The 23,274-nt window shown below is 71.7% G+C and carries 24 protein-coding genes; 12 read left to right on the top strand and 12 right to left on the bottom strand.

The features are described 5' to 3' along the window. Window positions 1–35: 35 nt before the first annotated feature. A complete protein-coding gene (locus AC2XR2_RS14140; protein WP_330267048.1) occupies window positions 36–929 on the bottom strand; it encodes a helix-turn-helix transcriptional regulator in 894 nt (297 codons plus the stop codon). Between the two features lie 100 nt (window positions 930–1,029). On the opposite strand from AC2XR2_RS14140, the gene AC2XR2_RS14145 reads away from it, so the two are divergent. Both AC2XR2_RS14145 and AC2XR2_RS14150 read left to right on the top strand, forming a co-directional pair. Further along, window positions 1,030–2,457: an MFS transporter gene (locus AC2XR2_RS14145; RefSeq protein WP_491515217.1), complete on the top strand. Its 1,428-nt coding sequence runs from the start codon at window positions 1,030–1,032 to the stop codon at window positions 2,455–2,457. Between the two features lie 147 nt (window positions 2,458–2,604). Next, window positions 2,605–2,811, top strand: a complete 207-nt coding sequence (locus tag AC2XR2_RS14150; RefSeq protein WP_381300574.1) for a hypothetical protein — start codon at window positions 2,605–2,607, stop codon at window positions 2,809–2,811. A 3-nt stretch (window positions 2,812–2,814) separates the two neighbouring features. Here AC2XR2_RS14150 and AC2XR2_RS14155 read toward each other — a convergent pair whose 3' ends face one another. The 4 genes from AC2XR2_RS14155 to AC2XR2_RS14170 all read right to left on the bottom strand — a co-directional run bounded on the left by AC2XR2_RS14155 (window position 2,815) and on the right by AC2XR2_RS14170 (window position 6,902). Beyond that, complete coding sequence (locus AC2XR2_RS14155; RefSeq protein WP_356454743.1) at window positions 2,815–3,720, bottom strand: UTP--glucose-1-phosphate uridylyltransferase; 906 nt, start codon at window positions 3,718–3,720, stop codon at window positions 2,815–2,817. A 31-nt stretch (window positions 3,721–3,751) separates the two neighbouring features. Beyond that, the gene (locus AC2XR2_RS14160; RefSeq protein ID WP_491515218.1) at window positions 3,752–4,363 is read right to left on the bottom strand and encodes a TetR/AcrR family transcriptional regulator; all 612 of its coding nucleotides are present in this window, start codon (window positions 4,361–4,363) and stop codon (window positions 3,752–3,754) included. 25 nt (window positions 4,364–4,388) lie between these two features. Continuing rightward, a complete protein-coding gene (locus AC2XR2_RS14165) occupies window positions 4,389–5,399 on the bottom strand; it encodes an aldo/keto reductase (RefSeq protein WP_491515219.1) in 1,011 nt (336 codons plus the stop codon). A gap of 120 nt (window positions 5,400–5,519) precedes the next feature. Further along, window positions 5,520–6,902 (bottom strand): glycine--tRNA ligase, encoded by a 1,383-nt coding sequence (locus AC2XR2_RS14170; RefSeq protein ID WP_330267042.1) that lies wholly within the window; start codon window positions 6,900–6,902, stop codon window positions 5,520–5,522. A gap of 130 nt (window positions 6,903–7,032) precedes the next feature. Between AC2XR2_RS14170 and AC2XR2_RS14175 the strand changes: the two genes are divergently transcribed. The 5 genes from AC2XR2_RS14175 (at window position 7,033) to AC2XR2_RS14195 (ending at window position 12,692) form a co-directional block, all read left to right on the top strand. Continuing rightward, window positions 7,033–7,980, top strand: coding sequence for a metal ABC transporter substrate-binding protein (locus tag AC2XR2_RS14175; protein WP_491515220.1), 948 nt, complete (start codon window positions 7,033–7,035; stop codon window positions 7,978–7,980). Beyond that, the gene (locus AC2XR2_RS14180) at window positions 7,977–8,759 is read left to right on the top strand and encodes a metal ABC transporter ATP-binding protein (protein ID WP_491515221.1); all 783 of its coding nucleotides are present in this window, start codon (window positions 7,977–7,979) and stop codon (window positions 8,757–8,759) included. The genes AC2XR2_RS14175 and AC2XR2_RS14180 overlap by 4 nt, the downstream gene beginning before the upstream one ends. After that, entirely contained in the window at window positions 8,759–9,661 is a 903-nt protein-coding gene (locus AC2XR2_RS14185; protein ID WP_491515222.1) for a metal ABC transporter permease, read from the top strand. Before AC2XR2_RS14180 ends, AC2XR2_RS14185 begins: the two co-directional genes overlap by 1 nt. Before the next feature lie 58 nt (window positions 9,662–9,719). Further along, entirely contained in the window at window positions 9,720–10,139 is a 420-nt protein-coding gene (locus AC2XR2_RS14190) for a Fur family transcriptional regulator (RefSeq protein WP_381300581.1), read from the top strand. 150 nt (window positions 10,140–10,289) lie between these two features. Then, a complete protein-coding gene (locus tag AC2XR2_RS14195; RefSeq protein ID WP_491515223.1) occupies window positions 10,290–12,692 on the top strand; it encodes a M4 family metallopeptidase in 2,403 nt (800 codons plus the stop codon). A gap of 31 nt (window positions 12,693–12,723) precedes the next feature. Here AC2XR2_RS14195 and AC2XR2_RS14200 read toward each other — a convergent pair whose 3' ends face one another. Genes AC2XR2_RS14200 through AC2XR2_RS14210 form a run of 3 tightly spaced genes read right to left on the bottom strand, consistent with a single transcriptional unit; the run spans window position 12,724 to window position 14,472 of the window. After that, entirely contained in the window at window positions 12,724–13,572 is an 849-nt protein-coding gene (locus AC2XR2_RS14200; protein WP_381300583.1) for an isoprenyl transferase, read from the bottom strand. A gap of 19 nt (window positions 13,573–13,591) precedes the next feature. Further along, entirely contained in the window at window positions 13,592–14,344 is a 753-nt protein-coding gene (gene recO / locus AC2XR2_RS14205; protein WP_330267036.1) for a DNA repair protein RecO, read from the bottom strand. Beyond that, window positions 14,341–14,472: a hypothetical protein gene (locus AC2XR2_RS14210; RefSeq protein ID WP_491515224.1), complete on the bottom strand. Its 132-nt coding sequence runs from the start codon at window positions 14,470–14,472 to the stop codon at window positions 14,341–14,343. Before AC2XR2_RS14210 ends, recO begins: the two co-directional genes overlap by 4 nt. Window positions 14,473–14,619: 147 nt before the next feature. Between AC2XR2_RS14210 and AC2XR2_RS14215 the strand changes: the two genes are divergently transcribed. After that, window positions 14,620–16,101 carry an alpha/beta hydrolase gene (locus AC2XR2_RS14215; protein ID WP_381300585.1) on the top strand — a complete coding sequence of 494 codons (1,482 nt, stop codon included), beginning with the start codon at window positions 14,620–14,622 and terminating at the stop codon, window positions 16,099–16,101. Here AC2XR2_RS14215 and AC2XR2_RS14220 read toward each other — a convergent pair. Further along, window positions 16,089–17,210, bottom strand: coding sequence for a glycoside hydrolase family 113 protein (locus AC2XR2_RS14220; protein ID WP_381300586.1), 1,122 nt, complete (start codon window positions 17,208–17,210; stop codon window positions 16,089–16,091). The two genes, AC2XR2_RS14215 and AC2XR2_RS14220, sit on opposite strands and share 13 nt — an antisense overlap. A gap of 130 nt (window positions 17,211–17,340) precedes the next feature. Here AC2XR2_RS14220 and bla point away from each other — a divergent pair, with 130 nt between their 5' ends. Next, the gene (gene bla, locus AC2XR2_RS14225; protein WP_381300638.1) at window positions 17,341–18,222 is read left to right on the top strand and encodes a class A beta-lactamase; all 882 of its coding nucleotides are present in this window, start codon (window positions 17,341–17,343) and stop codon (window positions 18,220–18,222) included. Window positions 18,223–18,226: 4 nt separating this feature from the next. Here bla and AC2XR2_RS14230 read toward each other — a convergent pair whose 3' ends face one another. Continuing rightward, window positions 18,227–18,652, bottom strand: coding sequence for a protein-tyrosine phosphatase family protein (locus tag AC2XR2_RS14230; RefSeq protein ID WP_381300588.1), 426 nt, complete (start codon window positions 18,650–18,652; stop codon window positions 18,227–18,229). Window positions 18,653–18,733: 81 nt separating this feature from the next. Between AC2XR2_RS14230 and AC2XR2_RS14235 the strand changes: the two genes are divergently transcribed. From AC2XR2_RS14235 to AC2XR2_RS14245, 3 genes are all read left to right on the top strand, one after another. Beyond that, entirely contained in the window at window positions 18,734–19,261 is a 528-nt protein-coding gene (locus AC2XR2_RS14235) for a SigE family RNA polymerase sigma factor (RefSeq protein ID WP_330267031.1), read from the top strand. 5 nt (window positions 19,262–19,266) lie between these two features. Next, the gene (locus AC2XR2_RS14240; protein ID WP_449348293.1) at window positions 19,267–20,175 is read left to right on the top strand and encodes a hypothetical protein; all 909 of its coding nucleotides are present in this window, start codon (window positions 19,267–19,269) and stop codon (window positions 20,173–20,175) included. A gap of 94 nt (window positions 20,176–20,269) precedes the next feature. Continuing rightward, complete coding sequence (locus AC2XR2_RS14245; RefSeq protein ID WP_491515225.1) at window positions 20,270–21,205, top strand: dihydrodipicolinate synthase family protein; 936 nt, start codon at window positions 20,270–20,272, stop codon at window positions 21,203–21,205. 12 nt (window positions 21,206–21,217) lie between these two features. Here the strand turns inward: AC2XR2_RS14245 and AC2XR2_RS14250 are convergent, their stop codons facing one another. After that, on the bottom strand, window positions 21,218–21,889 hold the full coding sequence (locus AC2XR2_RS14250; protein WP_381300591.1) for a response regulator: 672 nt from the start codon (window positions 21,887–21,889) through the stop codon (window positions 21,218–21,220). Further along, window positions 21,886–23,169: a sensor histidine kinase gene (locus AC2XR2_RS14255; RefSeq protein WP_491515226.1), complete on the bottom strand. Its 1,284-nt coding sequence runs from the start codon at window positions 23,167–23,169 to the stop codon at window positions 21,886–21,888. The genes AC2XR2_RS14250 and AC2XR2_RS14255 overlap by 4 nt, the downstream gene beginning before the upstream one ends. Window positions 23,170–23,274 lie beyond the last annotated feature (105 nt).

Genomic DNA, 23,274 nt, shown 5'->3' on the forward strand with positions numbered 1-23,274 from the left:
TGGGAGCCGTGGGAGAACGGCGGTTGAGATCTCCCTCACGCGGCCTGCGAGACCCGCTCCAGGGCGATCGCGTGCAGCTTCTCCAGCCGCAGCCGGGACTCCTCGTCGGCGGGGGCGTAGGTCACCATGCGTGAGCCCGTCTCGGGGCTGAGCCACAGGTCGGTGTGGTCGACGGCGATGAGGCCGACGTACCGGTTGCGGAACTCCTTGCGGCGCGGGCGGGACGCCCCCACCTCGTGGCGGTCCCAGACCTCGCGGAACTCCGCGGACTCGCAGCGCAGCCGCTTCAGGAGCGTCTTCCAGGCGGGCTCGGCGAGGTGTCCGGCCATGCCGGCGCGGAAGCGGGCGGCCATCAGCCGCTGTGTGTCCTTCAGGTGCACGATCGAGGAGCGCCACTCCTCGTGGGTGTAGGAGAGCAGCATGGCGTTGCGGTCCTCGGGCGGCACCGCGTCCAGGTCGCACAGCAGCAGGCCGTAGGTGCGGTTGTAGGCGAGGATGTCGTAGCGGCTGTTGGACACGCAGGCCGGGATCGGCCCCAACTGGTCGAGGACCAGCCGCAGTCCGGGTGTGATCGACGGGCAGACGGTGGCCGGCGTCGGGTCGACCGCCCCGGCGAGCTGGAAGAGGTGGGCCCGCTCGACGGGGTCGAGGAGCAGCGCCCGGGCGAGGGCGTCCAGGACCTGCACGGACACCTGGATGTCCCGGGCCTGCTCCAGCCAGGTGTACCAGGTGACGCCGACCGCGGAGAGGTGGGCGACCTCCTCCCGGCGCAGGCCCGGGGTGCGGCGGCGGGCGCCGCGGGGCAGGCCGACCTGCTCGGGGGTGATGTGCTCGCGCCGGTGGCGCAGGAAGGCGGCGAGCTCATGGCGCCGGATCTCCGCGGGCGACACGGGCGCGGGTACGGCGGTCTCCTGGGCCATGGTCGTCATGCCTCCAGCCTGCCTCCACCGGGTCCCTGTTTCCAGGTGGTTCTTCTACCAGGATAAGGACACTCTGGTACCCCTCTGCGGACGGGCGCAGGCTCGACGCGTGACCACCGAAACCACGACTCCACGCCTCGTCCGTCCCGCCGCGCCGCCCGAGCTGGGCGGCCTGGGACTGTTCACGGTGCTGCTCGCCGCGGCACTCCCCCTCATCGACTTCTTCATCGTCAACGTGGCGCTGCCCACCATCGCCGCGGACCTGTCCGCCAGCGAGTCGGTTCTCGAACTCGTCGTCGCGGGCTACGGGTTGGCGTACGCCGTCCTCCTCGTCCTCGGCGGCCGGCTCGGCGACCTGTTCGGGCGGCGCCGGATGTTCCTGGCCGGCATGGCCGCGTTCGGGCTGACCTCGCTGGCGTGCGGGCTCGCGCCGAGCGCGTGGGCGCTGGTCGCGGCCCGGGTCGCCCAGGGCGCCGCGTCGGCCGCGATGCTGCCGCAGGTGCTCGCGACCATCCAGTCGGCGACCGCCGGACCCCGCCGGGCCCGGGCGATGGGCCTCTACGGCGCCACGGCGGGCCTCGCGATGGTGGCGGGCCAGATCCTCGGCGGTGTGCTGGTGGCCGCCGACATCGCGGGCACGAGCTGGCGGGCCGCGTTCCTCGTCAACGTCCCGGTCGTGCTGGTCGGACTGGTCCTCGCGGCCCGTGCGGTCCCCGAGACCCGCTCCCCGCGCCCGGAGCCGGTGGACGGCCCCGGCACGGTCCTGCTCGCCGCGTCCCTCCTCGCCCTGCTGGCCCCGCTGACCGAGGGCCGGGCGGCGGGCTGGCCGCTGTGGACCTGGCTGTCGCTGGCCGCGTTCCCGTTCCTGGCGGGGGCGTTCCTCGCGGTGGAGCGCAGGGCGGACCGCGCGGGCCGGACACCGCTGGTCCCGCCGAGCCTCTTCCGGCTGGTGTCGCTGCGCCGGGGGCTGATCCTGATCCTGCCCTTCTCGATGGGCTTCTCCGGCTTCATGTTCGTGATCGCGGTGGCGCTCCAGGAGGGCGCGGGCCGCAGCCCCGTCCAGGCGGGCCTGGCCCTGGTCCCGCTGGCGGTGACCTTCCTGTTCACGTCGATCGCCGGACCGCGGCTGATCAACCGCTACGGCACCCGGGTGGTGACCGCGGGCGCGCTGATCCAGGGGCTCGGACTCGGCCTGATCATCCTGGCCGCCCGGCTCTCCTGGCCCGACCTGGGCCTGCTCACCCTGCTGCCCGGTGGCGCGATCGCCGGGATCGGCCAGGCGCTGCAACTCCCCGTGGTGCTGCGGCTGGTGCTGTCCGAGGTGCCGCCCGCGCGGGCCGGTGTCGGCAGCGGGGTGATGGTCACGACCCAGCAGGCGTCGCTGGCCCTGGGCGTGGCGACGCTGGGCAGCCTCTTCCTCGCCCTGGTGCCGGGCATGGGCATGCGGGACGCCCTGGTGACGACCCTGCTCGTGCAGCTGGCCGGGGTGGCGCTGACGGGCGTACTGAGCCTGCGGCTGCCGCGCACGATGGTCTGACCGGGATCAGGGCCCGTTCAGGTCCCGGCTCGACTCCCCGGAACAGGTCCCGGCTCGACTCCCCGGCTCAGATCCGGGCGAACACCCCGTGAAGACACTGCTGTTGATGTTGTTCTTGCTGCACACTCCTTGCCGGAGGCGAGGCACATGGTGCAGACGAGCACGAGCAAGGTGAGCCGCTGGGACCAGCACGGGCGGGAGCACGTCGTCCAGGTGCTCCGCAAGGGCCCGCAACGCATGATCAGCTGCGGGACCTGCGGCTGGCGCAGGGCCGCGCAGTTCCTGCCCTGGCTGAAGGCGGAGGAGCATCTGGCCGAGGCGCACCAGGCCACGGTGGATCCGTCGGAGGGCTGACCCTCAGGCTCCCCCGGGGGTGTCCAGGTCGCCGACCAGGCCCCGCAGCAGCGGTCCGTACTCGGGGTGGGCCAGGGCGTGCGCCATCTGGGCCACCAGGTAGTCGGCGGGATTGCCGGTGTCGTACCAGCGGCCCTGGATGACCTGGCCGTACACGGCCCGGGTCGCCGCGTAGGCGTTGATGGCGTCGGTCAGGTAGATCTCGCCGGTGCGGTGCTCGTACCAGCGGCGGGTGCGCTCGCGCAGTTCGTCGATGATGCCCGGGGTGACGACATAGCCGCCGATGGCCGCGAACGCCGAGGGCGCGGCGCTGGGGTCGGGCTTCTCGACCAGGCCGGTGATGCGCAGGGTGCCGCCGCCGAGGTCCTCCTTGACGACGGGCACGCCGTAGCGCTGGGACTCGGTGGGGTCCATCGGCAGGAGGGCCAGCACCGGGCAGCCGGTCTGCTCGTAGGCGCGGATGAGCTGCTGGGCGCGCGGCACCTCGGCCACGAACACGTCGTCGGGCCACAGCACGAGGACGGGCTCGTCGCCGAAGGAGCGGGCGGCGTTGAGGACGGGGGTGCCGTTGCCGTAGGGGCCGTGCTGGTCGAGGTAGGTGATGTGGCCGCGGCGGGCGAGTTCGGCGATCTCCTCGACGGCGTCCGCGTAGGCCGTCTTGCCGTCGGCGCGGAGCTGTTCGACCAGGGCGGGGTTGGGGCGGAAGTGGTCCTGGATCAGGGACTTGCCGCCGGAGACCACGATGGTGATGTCGGTGATGCCGGAGTCCACCAGCTCCCGCACGGTGTGCTCGATGACCGGCTTGTCGCCGACCGGGAGCATCTCCTTCGGCGTGGCCTTGGTCAGCGGCAGCAGCCGCGAGCCGAGCCCGGCGGCGGGGATCACGGCCCTGCGGATGGTCGGGGGCATCGGCTCTCTCGGCTTCCTGTCGGGAGCGGCGTCAGGGGGACGGTACCGCCCCGCCGGACCGCAGTCCGCCGAGCAGCAGGTCCAGGACGGCCGCGAGGTCCTCGTCGATGCCGGGTTCCTGCCAGGTGGAGGCGTGGGCGGGGTCGTGGAAGCAGGCGGTGGCCTGGAAGAGGGCGCGGGCCGTGACGTCGGGGTCGGCGCCGGCGAAGGTGCCCGTGGCGACGCCGGCCCGGACGAGTTCGGCGAGCTGGCCGGTGAGTTCGTCGACGTGGGCGCCCACGAGTTCCCCGCTCTCGGCGGCGAGGGCCATGTAGGTGGCGAAGAGCTCCGGGTCGAGGCCGGCCTTGCGGCGCTTGGCCTCGAAGAAGGTGGTGAACCACGTGCGCAGCCGAGCCTCCGGTTCCTGGCCGGTGTCGGCGACGATGCCGGCCAGCACCTCGGTCGTCAGGTCCAGCCAGCGCCTCGTCACGGCCTCCCGCAGTGCCGTCTTGGTGCGGAAGTGCCGGTAGACGCTGCCGTGGCTGACGCCGAGCGCGCGGGCCACGTCCACCACGGTGGCCTTGGCGGGGCCGTGGCGGCGCAACACCTCCTCGGTGACTTCGAGGATGCGCTCGGCGGTCAGGGGCACGGTGGTCGGAGGCATGCCTAGACGGTACCCGGCACGGCGATCAGCGTTCGCTGTCGAGCATGGCCATCAGCGGCGCCGCGTACCGCTCACCGGCCGCCGAGTCCGCCGGTACGGCGTCCTCCAGCGCGGCGAGGTCGGCGGCGTCCAGGGTCACGTCCAGGGCGCCCAAGGCCTCCCCGAGCCGGTCACGGGTCCTGGCGCCGACCAGCGGGACGATGTCCTCGCCCTGGGCGAGCACCCAGGCGATGGCGATCTGCGCGACGGTGACGCCCTTCTGTTCGGCGATCTTGCGCAGGGACTCGACCAGCGTGAGGTTGTGCCGGCGGTTCTCGCCCTGGAAGCGGGGCGCGTGGGCGCGGAAGTCGTGCGTGGCGAGCTGCCGGTCGGCCGTGAAGTGGCCGGAGATCAGCCCGCGCGCGAGCACTCCGTACGCGGTGACACTGATGCCCAGCTCCCGCAGGGTGGGCAGGATCTCCCGCTCGGGGCCCCGGGATATCAGGGCGTACTCGATCTGGAGGTCGGCGATGGGGGCGGTGGCGGCGGCCCGGCGGATGGTGTCGGCGCCGACCTCGCTGAGCCCGATGTGGCGGACCCAGCCCTTCTCGACCAGTTCGGCGATGGCGCCGACGGTCTCCTCGATCGGTACCTGCGGGTCGAGCCGGGAGGGGCGGTAGACGTCGATGTGGTCGACGCCGAGGCGCTGGAGGGAGTACGCGGCGAAGTTCTTCACCGCGGCGGGGCGGCCGTCGAAGCCGGCCCAGCTGCCGTCCGGGTCGCGCAGGGCGCCGAACTTCACACTGAGCAGCGCGTTCTCGCGCAGGGCGGCCGGAGCGGTGCGCAGTGCCTCGCTGATCAGCAGTTCGTTGTGGCCCATGCCGTAGAAGTCGCCGGTGTCGAGCAGGGTCACGCCGGCGTCCAGGGCGGCGTGGATGGTGGCGAGCGACTCGGCGCGGTCCGAGTCGCCGTACATACCGGACATGCCCATGCAGCCGAGGCCGAGGGCGGAGACGCGGGGGCCGGTGGTTCCGAGGGTTCGGGTACGCATCGTCATGCCCCCCACCCTGGCATGACAGCTGACAGATTTCAATATCTGTCAGCTGTCACGTGTCAGGCACAAAAAACGGCCCCCGGTGCGGGGACGCATCCCTGCACCGGGGGCCGAAGGAAGTGGCTAGGCGCCGACGAGCCGCCCGGCCAGGTAGCCCTCGATCTGGTCGAGGGACACCCGCTCCTGCTTCATGGAGTCACGCTCGCGGACCGTCACCGCGTTGTCCTCGAGGGTGTCGAAGTCGACCGTCACGCAGTACGGCGTGCCGATCTCGTCCTGGCGGCGGTAGCGGCGGCCGATCGCGCCGGCGTCGTCGAACTCGATGTTCCAGTGCTGGCGCAGCGCCTGGGCGAGGCCCTTGGCCTTCGGGGACAGCTCGGCGTTGCGGGACAGCGGCAGGACCGCGACCTTCACCGGGGCGAGGCGGTGGTCGAGACGCAGCACCGTGCGCTTCTCCAGCTTGCCCTTGGCGTTGGGGGCCTCGTCCTCGACGTACGCGTCGAGCAGGAACGCCAGCATCGCGCGGCCGACACCCGCCGCGGGCTCGATGACGTACGGCGTCCAGCGCTCGCCCGCCTCCTGGTCGTAGAAGACGAGGTCCTGGCCGGAGGCCTTGGAGTGGGCCGTGAGGTCGTAGTCGGTGCGGTTGGCCACACCCTCCAGCTCGCCCCACTCGTTGCCGCCGAACTGGAAGCGGTACTCGATGTCGGCGGTGCGCTTGGAGTAGTGGGAGAGCTTCTCCGCCGGGTGCTCGTACCAGCGCATGTTCTCCTCACGGAGACCCAGGCCGGTGTACCAGTTCCAGCGCTGCTCCATCCAGTACTCCTGCCACTTCTCGTCCTCGCCCGGCTTGACGAAGAACTCCATCTCCATCTGCTCGAACTCACGGGTGCGGAAGATGAAGTTGCCGGGCGTGATCTCGTTGCGGAAGGACTTGCCCATCTGCGCGATGCCGAACGGCGGCTTCTTGCGCGAAGCGACCTGCACCTGGGCGAAGTTGGTGAAGATTCCCTGCGCGGTCTCCGGACGCAGGTAGGCGACCGAGCCGGTGTCCTGGGTCGGGCCGAGGTGGGTGGAGAGCAGACCCGAGAACTGCTTGGGCTCGGTGAACTGGCCCTTGTTGCCGCAGTTGGGGCAGTTCACGTCCGCCAGACCGTTCTCCGGGGCGCGCTTGTGCTTGGCCTCGTAGGCCTCCTCCAGGTGGTCCGCGCGGAACCGCTTGTGGCAGGAGGTGCACTCGGTCAGCGGGTCGGTGAAGGTGGCCACGTGACCGGAGGCGACCCAGACCTCGGGGGCCAGGATCACGGACGAGTCGAGACCGACCACGTCCTCACGCGACGTCACCATGTAGCGCCACCACTGACGCTTCAGGTTCTCCTTGAGCTCGACACCCAGCGGTCCGTAGTCCCAGGCGGCGCGCTGACCGCCGTAGATCTCACTACAGGGGAAAACGAAGCCCCGGCGCTTGCTCAGGCTGACGATGGTGTCGATCTTGTCGGCGGCCACGGTGCTCTCTTCATGCGAATGGACGGCAGCGAATGCCTCAGGTTACCGGCGCGGCCACCCCTCGTATCAAATCGGTTCGCGACCCGGACTTTGTTGACAACGGTTTCCATATTTGATGAAAATGACTGTCATGAACGTACGACGACGCCTCATACCCGCGGTCGCCGCCGCCGGTGCCCTCGCCGCCCTCTCCGCGTGCTCCACCGACAGCGCCGCCGCGGGCAACACCGACAAGTTCGACGTCGTCGCGTCGTTCTACCCGATGGCCTTCCTCGCCGAGCAGATCGGCGGGGACCACGTGCACGTCACCAGCCTGACCGAGCCCGGCCAGGAGCCGCACGACCTGGAGATCAGCGCCCAGCAGACCGCGCAGCTCCAGGAGTCCGACGCGGTGCTCTACCTGAAGAACCTCCAGCCCTCCGTCGACGACGCGGTCGCCCAGTCCGAGATCAAGACCAAGATCGACGCGACCGCGCTGACCTCCCTGGAGGAGCACGGCAACGAGGTCGGCGGCCACGCGGCCGAGCACGACGACGAACACGGCGAGGAATCCGGCGGCAAGGACCCCCACATCTGGCTCGACCCGGTGAAGTACGCCGAGGTCGCCAAGGGCGTCGGCGCCGCCTTCGAGAAGGCCGACCCGGACCACGCGGCCGCCTACAAGGCCAACACCGCGGCCCTGGTGAAGAAGCTCGACGCCCTGAACACGAAGTTCGAGGACGGCCTCGCGCACACCGACTCCAAGGTCTTCATCACCACCCACGCGGCCTTCGGCTACCTCGCCGAGCGCTACGGCCTCACCGAGGAGGCCATCAACGGCCTGAACCCCGAGTCGGAGCCCAGCGCCAACCGCGTCAAGGACCTTGAGAAGATGGCGAAGGCCGACGGCGTCACCACCGTGTTCTACGAGACGCTCGTCAGCGACAGGACCGCGAAGACCATCGCCTCCGACGCCGGGCTGAAGACGGACGTCCTCGACCCGATCGAGGGCATCACCGCCAAGTCCCGCGGCAAGGACTACTTCTCGGTCCAGGAAGCCAACCTCAAGGCGCTGCAGAGCGCCCTGGGAGCGAAATGACACCGGAGGACGGCATGACCGAGCCCGTCATCACGCTGCGCGGGGTCCGCGCCGACCTGGGCTCGCGCCCCGTCCTGCGCGGCATCGACCTCACCGTGGAGCGCGGTGAGGTCGTCGCGCTGCTCGGGGCCAACGGCTCCGGGAAGTCGACCGCGATCCGCACGATCATCGGCCAAGTCCCCACGTCGGCCGGGGAGATCGAGCTCTTCGGCACCCCGCGCGGCCGGTTCCGGGACTGGGCCCGGGTGGGGTACGTCCCGCAGCGCACCACGGCCGCCGGCGGGGTCCCCGCGACCGTCACCGAGATCGTCTCCTCCGGGCGGCTCTCCCGCGCCCGCTTCGGGATGCTCCGCAAGGCCGACCACGAGGCCGTACGGCGGGCCCTGGAGCTGGTCGGCATGGCGGACCGCGCGAAGGACTCCGTCAACGCCCTCTCCGGCGGCCAGCACCAGCGCGTCCTGATCGCCCGCGCCCTCGCCGCCGAACCCGAACTCCTGATCATGGACGAGCCGATGGCGGGCGTGGACCTGGCCAGCCAGGAGGTGCTGGCGCGCACCCTGGAGGAACAGGTCGCGCAGGGCACCACGGTCCTGCTCGTGCTGCACGAACTCGGCCCGCTGGAGCCCCTGATCGACCGGGCGGTCGTCCTGCGGGACGGCTGTGTCCAGCACGACGGCCCTCCCCCGCGCGCGGTCGGCCAGCATGCCCTGCCCGGCCACGACCACGTCCACCCCCACTCCCCCGAGCACGAGCCGATGCGCACAGGACTGCTGAGCTGATGGACTTCCTCGACTACGCCTTCATGCAGCGGGCCCTGCTCGCCGCCGTCCTGGTCGGCATCACCGCCCCCGCGGTCGGCATCTACCTGGTCCAGCGCCGCCAGGCCCTGATGGGCGACGGCATCGGCCATGTCGCGATGACCGGCGTCGGTCTCGGCTTCCTGCTGTCCTGGTCGCCGGTGTGGATGGCGACCCTGGTCTCGGTGCTCGGCGCGGTCCTCATGGAGCTGATCCGCTGGTACGGAAAGACCCGCGGTGACATCGCCCTCGCGATGCTCTTCTACGGCGGTATGGCCGGCGGCGTGATGTTCATCAACCTCGCGCCCGGCGGCTCCAACGCCAACCTGACGTCGTACCTGTTCGGTTCGCTGTCCACGGTCTCCGAGTCGGACGTGACGGCGATCTGCGCGCTGGCCGCCTTCGTGGTGCTGGTCACCCTGGGCCTGCGCCGGCAGCTCTTCGCGGTGAGCCAGGACGAGGAGTTCGCCCGGGTCACCGGTCTCCCGGTGCGGGCGCTCAACCTGCTGACGGCGGTCACGGCCGCGGTGACGGTGACCGTCGCCATGCGCGTGGTCGGACTGCTGTTGGTGAGCGCGCTGATGGTGGTGCCGGTGGCGGCGGCGCAGCAGCTCAGCCGGAGCTTCGCGGCCACCTTCGCGATCGCGGTGGCGATCGGGGTGACGGTGACGATCGGCGGCACCGTGACCTCGTACTACCAGGACGTGCCGCCCGGCGCGACGATCGTGCTGCTGACCATCGCCGCGTTCATCCTGCTGACGGCCCTCGCCACCCCGCTGGCCCGGCGCCGCGCCCGCGCGCTGGCCGCCCGGCAGCCGGCCGGGGACCCCGCCGAGTGTGCGATTCCGGCCACTCGGCAGCCGGAGGGCACCGTCGGCGTCTGACCGGGCACAGGCCGGGCTGGCACAATGGCCCGGCAGGTGCCGAACGAAGGAGGAACCCGTGACGACCGCTGGACCGCCCGTGAAGGGCCGCGCCACCCGGCAGCGGGCCGCCGTGGCGGCGGCCCTCGACGAGGTCGACGAGTTCCGCAGCGCGCAGGAACTGCACGACATGCTCAAGCACAAGGGTGACGCCGTCGGTCTGACCACGGTCTACCGCACCCTCCAGAACCTCGCCGACGCGGGCGAGGTCGACGTCCTGCGCACCTCCGACGGCGAGTCCGTCTACCGCCGCTGCTCCTCCGGCGACCACCATCACCACCTGGTCTGCCGGGTCTGCGGCAAGGCCGTCGAGGTCGAGGGCCCGGCCGTCGAGAAGTGGGCCGACGCGATCGCCGCCGAGCACGGCTACGTCAACGTGGCGCACACCGTGGAGATCTTCGGCACCTGCGCGGACTGCGCGACCGCCGCCCAGGGCTGACCTACAGGAAACACACAGCAGAGCCGAGGGATAACCCTTGGCTCGTACTCCTTTGCATGACATGACCCGGACAACCGTGCCACGCTCCCTCCAGCTCTCACGCAGTTCCCGCACGGCACCTCCACCCCCGTCGTCGCAGTAGGAGTACGAGTGAGACCCTCCCCACGAAGATCAGCCGTCGCCGCGTCCCTGGTGGCCGCCGCGTCCCTCCTCGCCGTAGGCGTCCAGACGGTCCCCGCGGCCGCCGGGCCCGCCTCCCCCCACCCCAGCCCGCTGCGCACCGGAGGCCTGGAGGCCAAGCTCTCCCCGGCCCAGCGCACGGCACTGATCCAGAGCGCATCCGGCAGGGCCGGGGCGACCGCCGACTCCCTGGGCCTCGGCGCCAAGGAGAAACTGGTCGTCAAGGACGTCGTCAAGGACAACGACGGCACCCTGCACACCCGTTACGAGCGCACCTACGACGGCGTGCCCGTCCTCGGCGGCGACCTGGTCGTGCACACACCCCCGGCCGCCCGAGCCACGGGCACGCTCGGCGCGACCTTCAACAACAACCGCCGTACCGTCTCCGTGAAGTCCACGACCGCCACCTTCGGCAAGGCGGCCGCCGAGTCCAAGGCGCTGAAGACCGCCAAGGCGCTCAAGGCCGAGAACCCCGCCGCGCAGAGCGCCCGCAAGGTGATCTGGGCCGGTTCGGGCACCCCGAAGCTCGCCTGGGAGACCGTGGTCTCCGGCTTCCAGGACGACGGCACGCCCAGCAAGCTGCACGTCATCACCGACGCGACCACCGGCGCCGAGCTCTCCCGCTTCGAGGGCGTCGAGACCGGCACCGGCAACAGCCAGTACAGCGGCACGGTCACCCTGGGCACCACGCTGTCCGGTTCGACGTACCAGCTCTACGACACCTCGCGCGGCGGCCACAAGACGTACAGCCTCAACAACGGCACCTCGGGCACCGGCACCCTGATGACCGACGCCGACGACACCTGGGGCACCGGCTCCGGCTCCAACACCCAGACCGCCGGGGTGGACGCCCACTACGGCGCCCAGGAGACCTGGGACTTCTACAAGAACACCTTCGGCCGCAGCGGCATCAAGAACGACGGGGTCGCCGCCTACAGCCGCGTGCACTACAGCTCGGGGTACGTCAACGCCTTCTGGGACGACGACTGCTTCTGCATGACCTACGGCGACGGCTCGGGCAACACGCACGCGCTGACCTCGCTGGACGTGGCCGGGCACGAGATGAGCCACGGCGTCACCTCCAACACGGCCGGGCTCAACTACACCGGTGAGTCGGGGGGCTTGAACGAAGCCACCTCCGACATCTTCGGCACCGGCGTGGAGTTCTACGCCAACAACTCCTCCGACGTCGGCGACTACCTCATCGGCGAGAAGATCGACATCAACGGCGACGGCACGCCGCTGCGGTACATGGACAAGCCGAGCAAGGACGGCGGTTCGGCGGACAGTTGGTACTCGGGGGTCGGCAACCTCGACGTGCACTACTCGTCCGGGCCCGCGAACCACATGTTCTACCTGCTCTCCGAGGGCAGCGGCACCAAGACCATCAATGGCGTGACCTACAACAGCCCGACCTCCGACGGGGTCGCCGTCGCCGGGATCGGCCGGGCCGCCGCCCTGCAGATCTGGTACAAGGCGCTGACGACGTACATGACGTCCAGCACCAACTACGCCGGGGCCCGCACCGCCGCCCTGAACGCGGCCGCGGCCCTCTACGGCACCAGCTCCGCGCAGTACGCAGGGGTCGGCAACGCCTTCGCGGGCATCAACGTCGGCAGCCACATCACCGTGCCGTCGACCGGCGTCACGGTGACCAACCCGGGCAGCCAGACGTCGACGGTCGGCACGGCCGTGAGCCTCCAGGTCAGCGCGAGCTCCACCAACAGCGGCGCCCTGACCTACGCGGCCACCGGGCTGCCCGCCGGTCTGTCGATCAGCTCCTCCACCGGTGCGATCACCGGTACGCCGACGACCGCGGGGTCGTACAGCACGACCGTCACGGTCACCGACAGCACCGGGGCCACCGGCACCGCGTCCTTCACCTGGACGGTCAACTCGTCCGGCGGTGGCGGCAGTTGCACCTCCACCCAGCTGCTGGGCAACGCGGGCTTCGAGTCGGGCAACACGACCTGGACCGCGTCCAGCGGTGTCATCACCAACGACAGCGACCAGGCCGCCCGCACCGGCTCCTACAAGGCGTGGCTGGACGGCTACGGCTCCACCCACACCGACACGCTCTCCCAGTCGGTGACGGTCCCGAGCGGCTGCACGAAGACCACGTTCACCTTCTACCTGCACGTCGACACCGCGGAGACCACCACCAGCACGCAGTACGACAAGCTGACGGTGACCGCCGGGTCGACGACCCTGGCCACGTACTCGAACCTCAACGCGGCCAGTGGCTATGTGCAGAAGTCCTTCAGCCTGTCGGCCTTCGCCGGGCAGACGGTCGCCCTGAAGTTCACGGGCGTCGAGGACTCCTCGCTCCAGACCAGCTTCGTGATCGACGACACCGCGGTCACCACCGGCTGACGCGGTAGCGCCCGAGGGGCGGCTCGGAGGCTCAGGCCTCCGGGTCGCCCTTCATCGCTTCCTCCATCGCGAGCAGCTCCTCGTTCGGGACGGCCCCGCCGAAGCGGCGGTCGCGGGAGGCGAACTCGACGCAGGCCCGCCACAGGTCGCGGCGGTCGAAGTCGGGCCACAGGACGTCCTGGAAGACCATCTCGGCGTACGCGCTCTGCCAGAGCAGGTAGTTGGAGGTGCGCTGCTCGCCGCTGGGCCGCAGGAACAGGTCCACGTCGGGCATGTCCGGGTAGTACAGGTACTTCGCGAGGGTCTTCTCGGTGACCTTGGCCGGGTCGAGGCGGCCCGCCTTCACGTCCTCGGCGAGGGCCTGCGCGGCATCGGCGATCTCGGCGCGGCCGCCGTAGTTCATGCAGAAGTACAGGGTCAGTTTGTCGTTGTCCTTGGTCTGCTCCTGGGCGACCTGGAGCTCCTTGGCGACGGACTTCCACAGCTTGGGCATCCGGCCCACCCAGCGCACCCGGATGCCCAGCTCGTCGAGCTGGTCGCGGGTCTTGCGGATGAAGTCGCGGTTGAAGTTCATGAGGAAGCGGACCTCGTCGGGCGAGCGCTTCCAGTTCTCGGTGGAGAAGGCGTACAGCGAGATGTTCTTCACACCGGCCTCGATGGCGCCCTGGAGGACGTCGAGGACGCGCTCGGCGCCGACCTTGTGCCCCTCGGTGCGGGGCAGGCCGCGCTCCTTCGCCCAGCGGCCGTTCCCGTCCATGACGATCGCCACGTGCTCGGGGATCAGCTCACCGGGGAGCTTCGGCGCGCGGGCGCCGGACGGGTGCGGCTCGGGCGCCCTGTACTCACGGCGCTGACGACCGAGGATCCCGCGTACGACCATGGTGGTTCTCGTCTCCCTCTCAGGGTTGCTTCTCTACGTAACGCAAGGACCTGAGCCCGCGTTCCAGATGCCAGTGCAGGTAGGCGGACACCAGGCCGCTGCCCTCCCGGACGTACCGCGGCTCGCTCGCGTCCGCGGTCTCCCAGTCTCCCGTAAGCAGCGCGGCGAGGAGTTCCAGGGTCTGCGGCGAGGGTACGACGCTGCCGGGCACCCGGCAGTCCACGCAGACGGAGCCTCCGGCGGCGACGGAGAAGAAACGGTTCGGGCCGGACATTCCGCACTTCGCGCAGTCGCTGAAGCTGGGGGCGTAGCCGTTGACGGCGAGGGAGCGCAGCAGGAAGGCGTCGAGGACGAGGTGGGGGGCGTGCTCACCCCGGGCGAGGGTCCTGAGGGCCCCCACGAGCAGCAGGTACTGCTGTACGGCGGGCTCGCCCTCGTGGTCGGTGAACCGCTCGGCGGTCTCCAGCATGGCCGTCCCGGCGGTGTACCGGGCGTAGTCGGAGACGATCCCGCCACCGTAGGGCGCGATGGTCTCACTCTGGGTGCACAGCGGCAGCCCGCGCCCGATCAGCTCACTCCCCCGCGCGAAGAACTGCACGTCGACGTGGGAGAAGGGTTCGAGCCGGGCCCCGAACTTGGACTTGGTCCGCCGCACCCCCCGAGCCACGGCCCGCACCCGCCCGTGCCCGCGGGTGAGCAGCGTGATGATCCGGTCCGCTTCCCCGAGCTTCTGCGTCCGCAGCACGACCCCGTCGTCCCGGAACAGACTCACCGCACACCCCCACCGGTCACCGGCCGGGGGTCCGGGGGTTGCCCCCCGGGCAGACACAGCATGATCCGGTCCGCCTCGCCCAGCTTCTGGGTGCGCAGCACGATGCCGTCGTCGCGGAACAGACTCATGGGCCCATTCTCGCCTACGCGGGCCTGTGGTCGTCCGGGTCCGCAGGAGACACCTCGCCGTGGTCGGGCCCGAGGGGGGTAAACCCCCCTGACAATCCGGCAGTTGACCGGATGGGGCTGCGCCGGGAGATCCGCGAGGCTCCTGGCATGAAGCAGATGACGAAGAGTCTCGCCCTGATCGCCGCCGCCTCCGCTGTCGTCTTCGGTGTCGTGACGCCGCTGACCGCCTCCGCCGCCTCCCGGACACCTGCGCTGAAATGGACGAAGTGCGAGGGCCCCGGCCTCGATCCGCGCCAGCGGTGCACGACCGTCTCCGTGCCCATGGACCACACCGACCCGGACGGCCCGAGGATCGAGATCGCCGTCTCCCGTATCCCCAGCGAGAACCCGGCCGCCCGGCGCGGTGTCCTCCTGCTGGTCCCCGGCGGGCCCGGCGGCGACAGCATGAACGACCCCTCCGGGAAGGGGCAGAAGCTGCCGAAGAAGGTCCGCGAGGCCTACGACCTGATCGGGTTCGCGCCCCGCGGGATGGCCCCCTCGACGGCCGTCGACTGCGGTCTCGAACAGCGGGACCTGGCCCGGACCACCCTGCTGCCCTGGCCCGCCGCGGACGGCTCGGTCGACGCGAACATGGCCGCCGGAAAGCGCGTCGCCGAGGCCTGCGAGCGCAACGGCGGCGAACTGATCCGGCACATCAGCACCCTCAACGAGGCCCGCGACCTCGACCGCGTCCGCGCCGCGCTCGGCGAGCGGAAGGTGTCCCTGTGGGGTGTGTCGTACGGCACCTACGTCGGCGACGCCTACCTCCAGCTGTTCCCGGGCCGCACCGACCGGGTCGTCCTGGACAGCAACGACAACCCGGACCCCGTGCTCGGGGAGCGTGCCTGGCTCGCCGCGTTCGAGCGGGGCGCCGAGGACAACTTCCCGGAGTTCGCCGCGTGGGCGTCCGCGCCCGGCAATCCGGACCGCCTCGCCGGCACGGCCGCCGAGGTGCGCCCGCTGTTCCTGGAGCTCGCCGCCCGTCTCGACCGCGAGCCGATCCCCTGGCCGGGCGCCAACCCCGCGGAGCTGAACGGCAACGTCCTGCGCCAGGCGATGCTCGACTCCTTCTACGACCCCGACGACTACCCGACGCTCGCCGAGCTGATCCTCGCCGCGCGGAAGGGAACCGTGCCGCCCGCGCCGGCCGGTCCGCCCGAGGCCGCCCTCCAGAACGCCACCGCGGTCGCCGCCGCCACCATCTGCAACGACGTCGACTGGCCGGGCGACCCCGCGGTCTACCGCGAGGGCGTGGCCGCGAGCCGGGCCGGGTTCCCGCTGACCGCGGGCATGCCGAGGAACGCCATGCCGTGCACCGCCTGGCCGTGGGAGCCGAAGGAGGCACCGGTGCACGTCTCCGACCGGGGCCCGTCCAACATCCTGATGGTGCAGAACGAACGGGACCCCGCCACCCCGCTCAGCGGTGCCCTCAAGCTCCGTGAGGCGCTCGGCCGGCGGGCCGTGATGGTCGTCAACGACTCCACCGGGCACGACGCCTACCTCGACAACGGCACCGCGTGCGGGGACGCGATCGTGTCCCGCTTCCTGGCCACGGGCGAGCGGCCCGACCGGGACCGCTACTGCCGCTGACGGCACCTCCCGTACCGCCGGGCCAGCGCGTGGAACGCCTCCTTCGGTTCCCAGTGCCAGTCCGAGCGCGGGTCGTCGGGGCGGTCCTTGATCGCCTTGACGATGCCGTAGCTCGCCATGTCGAGGTCGTGGCGGGGGTCGTCGGGGCGGTGCGGGGCGTCCGCGGTGAGGAATTCGAAGGCCATCGCCGCGTAGAGGCCCATCGACTCGAAGACGTCGAGGAGCCGGGTCAGGTGGACGGCCTGGGTGCGCTCGCTGCGGACGACGTTCCCCTTGATCTCCGGCGGGTCCTTGTCGTAGTCGACGATGTCCCAGCCCATGCCGCCCGCTTCGGGGGCGCCGAGGAAGGTGCAGCTGCCGAACTCGGTGACGGCGACGGGCTTGCCCCAGCGGAGGTACTGCCGCAACTCGCGCACGTAGTCCCGGGGTTGACGGAAGAAGGAGTAGTAGTCGATGCCGACCACGTCGAACAGGTTCCAGTCGACCTTGTCGTCCTGGGCGGCGGCGTAACTCAGGCGGCCGTGGAAGACCGAGCGGCCCACCTCGGCCGCCCGCGCGGTGAAGCGGTCCAGTTCGCGCTGCGTCCGCACCGGGTCGTAGGCCCCCTTCATCAGGTTCTCGATCCGCTCCGGGGCCGTGTCCCCCGGCACGATGCCCGGCACGAACAGCCAGAACTCGCAGCCGACGCTGAGCTCCACGCTCGCGCCCTGCCGCCGCAGCCGCTCCGCGAACCGGCCCGTCTCCGCCAGGTGGTCGAGGATGTCCCGCCGGGGGACGTCCCCGAGGGTCGGCTGGAGCCAGACGTGTAGCCCGCGTTCGGCCACCTCGGCGGCGGTGGCGGTGAGCCGTTCGACGCCGTCACCGGTGACGTCGACGGTGTCGGCGTGCAGGTCGTCGCGGATGGCCCGGATGTCCCCGCGCATCCGGGCGGCGCTCCAGGCGGTGCCGGGCGTCTCGCCGGCGCCGACGGTGTAGACGACGCCGTGGCGCTCCAGTCCCGGCTTGCGCGCGGTCCCCTCCGCCCGGCCCGCCGGCAGCAGCGCGGCGGCCCCGATCCCGGCCGCTCCCGCCAGGAACCGGGCCCGGTTGATCCCCGTGGTGTTCTCCATACCGCCACTGTGTCGGCCGCGGACGGGGCCTGTCCGTCCGCCGATGGTCCACGGCCGTGCAACCAAGGGATGACCGTCGGCGTCGATCACTGAAGAGATCGGCATCTGTCCCCTGACGAAGGAGAGCGAGATCTTGGTCTCCGGAAAACTGTCCCGACGCACCCTCCTGGCCGCCGGTACGGCGACCTTCCTGACCGGCACGAGCGCGTACGCCGCCGACGACGGCGTCTCCACCCGCCTGCGCGCGCTGGAGCAGCGGTACGACGCCCGCCTCGGTGTCTTCGCGCACCGCCTCACGACCAAGCGGTCCGTCCGCTTCCGCGCCGACGAGCTCTTCCCCATGTGCTCCCTCTTCAAGGCCCTCGCGGCCGCCGCGGTCCTGCGCGACCTCGACCGGCACGGCGAGGTGCTCGCCCGCCGGATCCACTACACCGAGGCCGACCTGGTGCAGCCGGGCTCCGACCGGACGGCGGCCCACCTCGCCGAGGGCATGACGATCGCCGAGCTCGCCGAGGTGGCCATCACCTTCAGCGACAACACGGCCGGCAACCTCCTGCTGCGCGAACTCGGCGGCCCGACCGCGATCACCCGCTTCGCCCGCTCCCTGGGCGACGGCGTGAGCCGCCTCGACCGCTGGGAGCCCGAGCTCAACACCGCCGAGCCGTGGCGGCTGACGGACACGACGAGCCCGTACGCCATCGGTCGCACCTACGGCCGGCTGGTCCTCGGCGACGCCCTGAACCGCCGGGACCGCGACCTGCTCACGCACTGGTTGCTGTCCAACACGACCAGCGTCGACCGCTTCCACGCGGGTCTGCCGAAGACATGGCGGATCGCCGACAAGACGGGCAGCGGCTCCTACGGCACCGCCAACGACGTGGGTGTCGTCTGGACCGAGAAGGGCGATCCGATCGTCCTGTCCGTCCTGTCGACGATGCCCACACCGGACGCCGTACGCGACGACGCCCTGGTAGCCGACGCGGCCGCGGTGGTCGCCGACGCCCTGGGCTGACGGGTCAGAAGCGCCGGACGTACCGGCGCTGCCAGGGGGTCTCCACCGCTCGCCGGTCGTAGTGCGCGCGGACGTAGGCCACCGCCTCCGCGGGCGGCACCCCGTCCAGAACCGCCAGGCAGGCAAGGGCCGTTCCGGTGCGGCCCTTGCCGCCGCCGCACGCGATCTCCACGCGTTCGCCGGCGGACCGCCGCCAGGCGTCGGTGAGCACCGCACGGGCCTGGGCGCGGTCCGCGGGCAGCCGGAAGTCCGGCCAGCGCAGCCAACGGGACTCCCAGGGGACCTCGGGAGGCTTCCCGCCGAGGAGATAGACGCCGTACGACGGTGTCGGCGCGGCCGGATCCAGCCCGTGCCGCAGGCCACGGCCCCGCACCAGGCGCCCGGACGGCAACCGGAGGATGCCCGGCCCTTGTTCGTCCCACCCGTTCATGGGGACATTCGAACCTGTCGTCGCCGCACGGGCAACCGAATCCGCCGCGACCGTGGTCTGGAGGGCGAGGGAGGGTGCTTGATGCAGGCCGAACAAGAGGATCGGTTCCAGGAATTCGTCAGAGCCAGGTGGTCGCACCTCGTGCGGACCGCCTATCTGCTCACCGGCGACGCACACCACGCCGAGGATCTGACGCAGACGGCGCTGGCGAAGGCGTACCGCTCCTGGCGGCGCGTCGCGGGCAGCGACAACCCGGAGGCGTACGTCCGGCGGATGCTCGTCACGTGCAACAGCGACCGCTTCCGCAAGCGGCGGGTGAAGGAGTCGCTGACGGACGCGCCGCCGGAGCGGGCGGGCCGCGACGAGGCGGTGGCCCGGGTCGACGAGCGGGGCGTGCTGCTGGGCGCGCTGGCCGGACTGCCGCCCAGGCAGCGGGCGGTGATCGTCATGCGCTACTGGGAGGACCTGTCGGAGGCGGAGGTCGCCGAGGTGCTCGGCTGCTCGCAGGGCACGGTCAAGAGCCAGGCGTCCAAGGGACTGGCGAAGTTGCGTACGTATCCGGGGCTCGCGCAGGTCATGGACCGCGCCCCGCAGGGAGGCACGAGGTGAGCGACATGAGCGAAGGGGAGCGGGACTTCGAGGAGCAACTGCGGGAGCTGCTCAGCGAGGACGCGTACACGATCCGCCCCTCGCCGGTGCCGTACCCGCAGATCCGCCGCCAGGGCGTGGTCGAGCGGCGCCGCCGGGTGGTGGTGGCCGGGGCGGCCCTGGTGACGCTGGCCGCGGTGCCGGTGGGGGCGTTCGCGGTGGGCGGCGGGGGGACCGGGACGGCCGACACGGCGACGACACCCAGCGCGTCCGCGAGCCCCACGCCGAAGGCCACGCCCTCCCCCACCCCCAGTGGACCGGCGGGGCCCGCCACGGCAGGGCAGCTGCGGGACGGGATCACGCCGGCGCAGGCGGTGAAGGGGCTCGAGAACTGTCTCGCCTGGGACCGGGCGAACGTGGCCATGGGCTCCCGGGACATGCACCTGGGCACGGCCGACGAGTACCGGATCATCCTGGCGCTGAACAGCACGGGTGACTCCAACGCGCCCGGTGACGGCATCTGGGTGGTGGCCGTGAAGGAGCAGCCGACGCAGATCCGGCTGGCCTGCAACATCAAGGACGGCGAGACCTCCGGCGCCAACATCAGCAGCGGCAGCGACCGGAAGGCGGACTCACCGCCCGTGGTGGCCGACATCAACACCAACAAGCTCTACCAGCAGTCCTTCCTGGACAAGGGCAACTGGAAGCTGCCGTTCAGCTGGGGCTTCATCGGTGAGGTCGCTCCGACGGTGGCCAAGGTGACCGTCTCCTACGGCGGTGCCACCAGCGAGGCCGCCCTCGACCACGGCTGGTTCGTCGCAGGCGGCACCCTGACCGAGCAGGTCACCAGGAACCCGCACGTCAAGGGCTACGACAAGGACGGCAAGCTGATCTACGACTCGGACGAGGACAAGACGTACCAGCAGGTGCAGTAGCGGGCCGGCCCGGGGCAGGGGGCGCCGTACAGGGGTCGGCGCCCCCTCGCCCGGTGCGGGAGGATCGGTGGACGGCCGATCCCGAGGAGCCCCGATGACCCTTCCCGCCCCGCTGACCGGTGTCGTACCGCCCGTCTGCACGCCTCTGACACCGGACCGCGAGGTGGACGTGCCCTCGCTGCTCAGGCTCGTCGACCATCTGGTCGCGGCCGGGGTGCACGGGCTGTTCGTGCTCGGCACCTCGTCCGAGGCGGCCTTCCTGACCGACGCCCAGCGCAGGCTGGTGGTCGAGGCGGTGACCGGGCACGTCGGGGGCCGGCTCCCGGTGCTGGCCGGGGCGATCGACATGACGACGGCCCGGGTCCTGGACCATGTGCGTGCCGTCACGGCGGCGGGCGCCGACGCGGTCGTCGTCACGGCCCCCTTCTACACCCGCACCCACCCGGCGGAGATCGCCCGCCACTACCGGCTGGTCGCGGCGGGCAGCCCGGTCCCGGTCCTGGCCTACGACCTTCCGGTGGGCGTGCACACCAAGCTCCCCGCGGACCTCGTCCTGGACCTCGCCGCGGAGGGCGTCCTCGCCGGTCTCAAGGACTCCAGCGGCGACCTCGCCGCCTTCCGGGAGGTCGTCTCGGGCGCCCGCACCCGCCCCGACATCACCGGCTTCAGCGCCCTGACCGGCTCCGAGCTCCTCGTCGACGCGGCCCTCGCGGTGGGCGCGGACGGCGCGGTGCCCGGGCTCGCCAACGTGGACCCCGAGGGGTACGTCCGTCTCCACCGGCTGTTCCGCGAGGGCGACCTGGACGCGGCCCGGGCCGAACAGGAGCGGCTGTGCGCCCTGTTCGGCATGGTGAGCGTGGGCGACCCGGCCCGCATGGGTGCCTCGTCGTCCGCCCTGGGCGCCTTCAAGGCGGCGCTGCACCTGCGGGGTGTCATCGACTGCCCGGTGACGGCGGAGCCGCAGGTGCCGTTGTCCGGGGCCGAGGTGGCGCGGGTGGGGAAGTTCCTGGCCGGGGCCGGACTGCTCTAGGGCGCCGGCCCGTCACGGGGTCCCCGGTGTCACCAGCCCCGACTCGTAGGCCACGATGACCAGTTGGGCCCGGTCCCGGACCCCCAGCTTGCCCATGATCCGGCTGACGTGCGTCTTCGCGGTGAGCGGGCTGAGGCCCAGCGCCTCCGCGATCTCGGTGTTGTTGAGGCCCCGCGCGACCAGGGCCAGCACCTCGCGCTCCCGCTCGGACAGGCACTCGGGGCCCTCGCCCGTGCCCGCCGTCGGCATGGACGGGCTGCGCAGGAACCGCTCGATCAGCCGGGCCGTCGGCCCCGGCGAGAGCAGTGCCTCGCCGGCCGACACCGTCCTGATGGCGTCGAGGAGTTCGGCGGGGCGGGTGTCCTTGACGAGGAAGCCGGAGGCCCCGGCGCGCAGCGCCTCGACGATGTTCTCGTCGGTGTCGTAGGTGGTCAGCACCAGGACCCGCACCCCGGCGAGCGTCTCGTCGGCCGCGATGAGCCGGGTCGCCTCGATGCCGTCCAGGTCGGGCATGCGGATGTCCATCACCACCAGGTCGGGCCGCACCTCGCGGGCCGCGGCCACGGCCTCCCGCCCGCTGCCCGCCTGTCCCACGACCTCCATGTCCCGCGCCGACTCGACGAGCATGGCGAACGCGGCCCGTACCAGCGTCTGGTCGTCTGCGAGCAGTACGCGGATGGTCATATGGTTCCCTCCCCCATGGTGAGCGGCAGCGCGGCCGTCACCTCGAAGCCGCCGTCCGGCCGTGGTCCGGCGTCGAGTGTGCCACCCACGCTGCGGGCCCGCTCCCGCATTCCCACCAGTCCGAAACCGGGGGTGCCGCCGGGTGCGGGCCCGGTGCCGTCGTCGGTCACCGACACCCGCAGGGCGCCGGGTTCGTCGTACAGCCGCAGGTGTACGGCCGGTCGGGGCCCGGCGTGCCGGACCGCGTTGGTGAGGGCTTCCTGCACGATCCGGTAGGCGGCGGCCCCGACGGCGGGCGGCGGGTCGGCGCGCACGCGCAGGTCCTGGTCGACGCGGGCGCCCGCGAGCCGGGCCGCGGCGACCAGGTCGGGCAGGCCGTCGAGGCCGGGCAGCGGGCCGCGGGCGTCGGGCAGGCCGTGCTCGCGCAGCACCTCCAGCGTCGTGCGGAGTTCGCCGCGCGCGGCACGGCAGGTCCCGGCGATGTCGTCGAGGGACTTGGCGATCGTCTCCCGGTCCAGGCGCTCGGGGTCGGCGGCCAGGACGTGGGCGGCGACGGAGGTCTGCACGCCGATGAGGGTGATGGTGTGCGCGAGGAGGTCGTGCAGGTCGCGGGCGATGCGCAGGCGTTCCTCGGCGACCCGGCGGCGGGCCTCCTCCTCGCGGGTGCGCTCGGCGCGGACGGCGCGCTCGACGATGGAGGAGACGTACTGGCGGTAGTAGCGGACGTCGATGCCGCAGAAGAGGACGGCGATGATCCAGCCGGAGGTCTGCAGCAGTTCGAGGGCCCGGTGGGCGTTGACGGTGAGCATCACGGTCAGCGAGACACTCAGCACGACGGCGCCCGTCAGGACCGTCCGCAGGGGGCGGCCGGTCACGGCGACCGTGTAGAGGGCGACGCAGGCGACGAGGGTGGGGGCCGCGTGGTTGTTGTCGCGGGCGTGGTACGGCGCAATCAGCGCCACCATCGCGGCCAGCACGAGCAGCGGACGGCGCCGCCGCCACACGATCGGTACATGGGCGGCGAGCAGCAGCGTCCAGCCGAGGGCGTCCGGGCGGCGACCGTCGTCGATGAACAGGGCGGCGCAGACGGCCGCCGCCGCCAGCACGACGGCGAGCAGCGCGTCGTTGCGGGTGCCGTGCGGGGCGGTCCGGGGGTCCCGGTTGACCGCCGCCATGATCCGCTCGCCGAGTCGGGGTCCGGTGATCTGCTGCACGGATTCATCTTCGCCGCGGAGGGCGCCCTTCCGGGAGGGAAGGGCGCTGGGGACCGACCGCGTCACACGGGTTCCCGCTGCTCGTCTTTGCGGCCCCCATCGACGGGCCTCCCTCCGGTTCGGACGTCTGCGTCGGTTCCAGACTCCCGGCGGGGAGGAGGCGAATCGTCG

Source organism: Streptomyces sp. LS-MS-L19 (genome assembly GCF_058382285.1).

What these genes read in the sequence shown, in the direction of transcription:
- AC2XR2_RS14155 (WP_356454743.1), bottom strand. Translation starts at nt 3,720, where the DNA reads ATGCCCCCGACCATCCGCAGGGCCGTGATCCCCGCCGCCGGGCTCGGC.
- AC2XR2_RS14215 (WP_381300585.1), top strand. Translation starts at nt 14,620, where the DNA reads ATGAAGCAGATGACGAAGAGTCTCGCCCTGATCGCCGCCGCCTCCGCT.
- AC2XR2_RS14160 (WP_491515218.1), bottom strand. Translation starts at nt 4,363, where the DNA reads ATGCCTCCGACCACCGTGCCCCTGACCGCCGAGCGCATCCTCGAAGTC.
- AC2XR2_RS14250 (WP_381300591.1), bottom strand. Translation starts at nt 21,889, where the DNA reads ATGACCATCCGCGTACTGCTCGCAGACGACCAGACGCTGGTACGGGCC.
- AC2XR2_RS14175 (WP_491515220.1), top strand. Translation starts at nt 7,033, where the DNA reads ATGAACGTACGACGACGCCTCATACCCGCGGTCGCCGCCGCCGGTGCC.
- AC2XR2_RS14240 (WP_449348293.1), top strand. Translation starts at nt 19,267, where the DNA reads ATGAGCGAAGGGGAGCGGGACTTCGAGGAGCAACTGCGGGAGCTGCTC.
- AC2XR2_RS14230 (WP_381300588.1), bottom strand. Translation starts at nt 18,652, where the DNA reads ATGAACGGGTGGGACGAACAAGGGCCGGGCATCCTCCGGTTGCCGTCC.
- AC2XR2_RS14185 (WP_491515222.1), top strand. Translation starts at nt 8,759, where the DNA reads ATGGACTTCCTCGACTACGCCTTCATGCAGCGGGCCCTGCTCGCCGCC.
- AC2XR2_RS14220 (WP_381300586.1), bottom strand. Translation starts at nt 17,210, where the DNA reads ATGGAGAACACCACGGGGATCAACCGGGCCCGGTTCCTGGCGGGAGCG.
- AC2XR2_RS14200 (WP_381300583.1), bottom strand. Translation starts at nt 13,572, where the DNA reads ATGGTCGTACGCGGGATCCTCGGTCGTCAGCGCCGTGAGTACAGGGCG.
- AC2XR2_RS14210 (WP_491515224.1), bottom strand. Translation starts at nt 14,472, where the DNA reads ATGAGTCTGTTCCGCGACGACGGCATCGTGCTGCGCACCCAGAAGCTG.
- AC2XR2_RS14165 (WP_491515219.1), bottom strand. Translation starts at nt 5,399, where the DNA reads ATGACGATGCGTACCCGAACCCTCGGAACCACCGGCCCCCGCGTCTCC.
- AC2XR2_RS14245 (WP_491515225.1), top strand. Translation starts at nt 20,270, where the DNA reads ATGACCCTTCCCGCCCCGCTGACCGGTGTCGTACCGCCCGTCTGCACG.
- AC2XR2_RS14140 (WP_330267048.1), bottom strand. Translation starts at nt 929, where the DNA reads ATGACGACCATGGCCCAGGAGACCGCCGTACCCGCGCCCGTGTCGCCC.
- AC2XR2_RS14180 (WP_491515221.1), top strand. Translation starts at nt 7,977, where the DNA reads ATGACACCGGAGGACGGCATGACCGAGCCCGTCATCACGCTGCGCGGG.
- AC2XR2_RS14150 (WP_381300574.1), top strand. Translation starts at nt 2,605, where the DNA reads ATGGTGCAGACGAGCACGAGCAAGGTGAGCCGCTGGGACCAGCACGGG.
- AC2XR2_RS14235 (WP_330267031.1), top strand. Translation starts at nt 18,734, where the DNA reads ATGCAGGCCGAACAAGAGGATCGGTTCCAGGAATTCGTCAGAGCCAGG.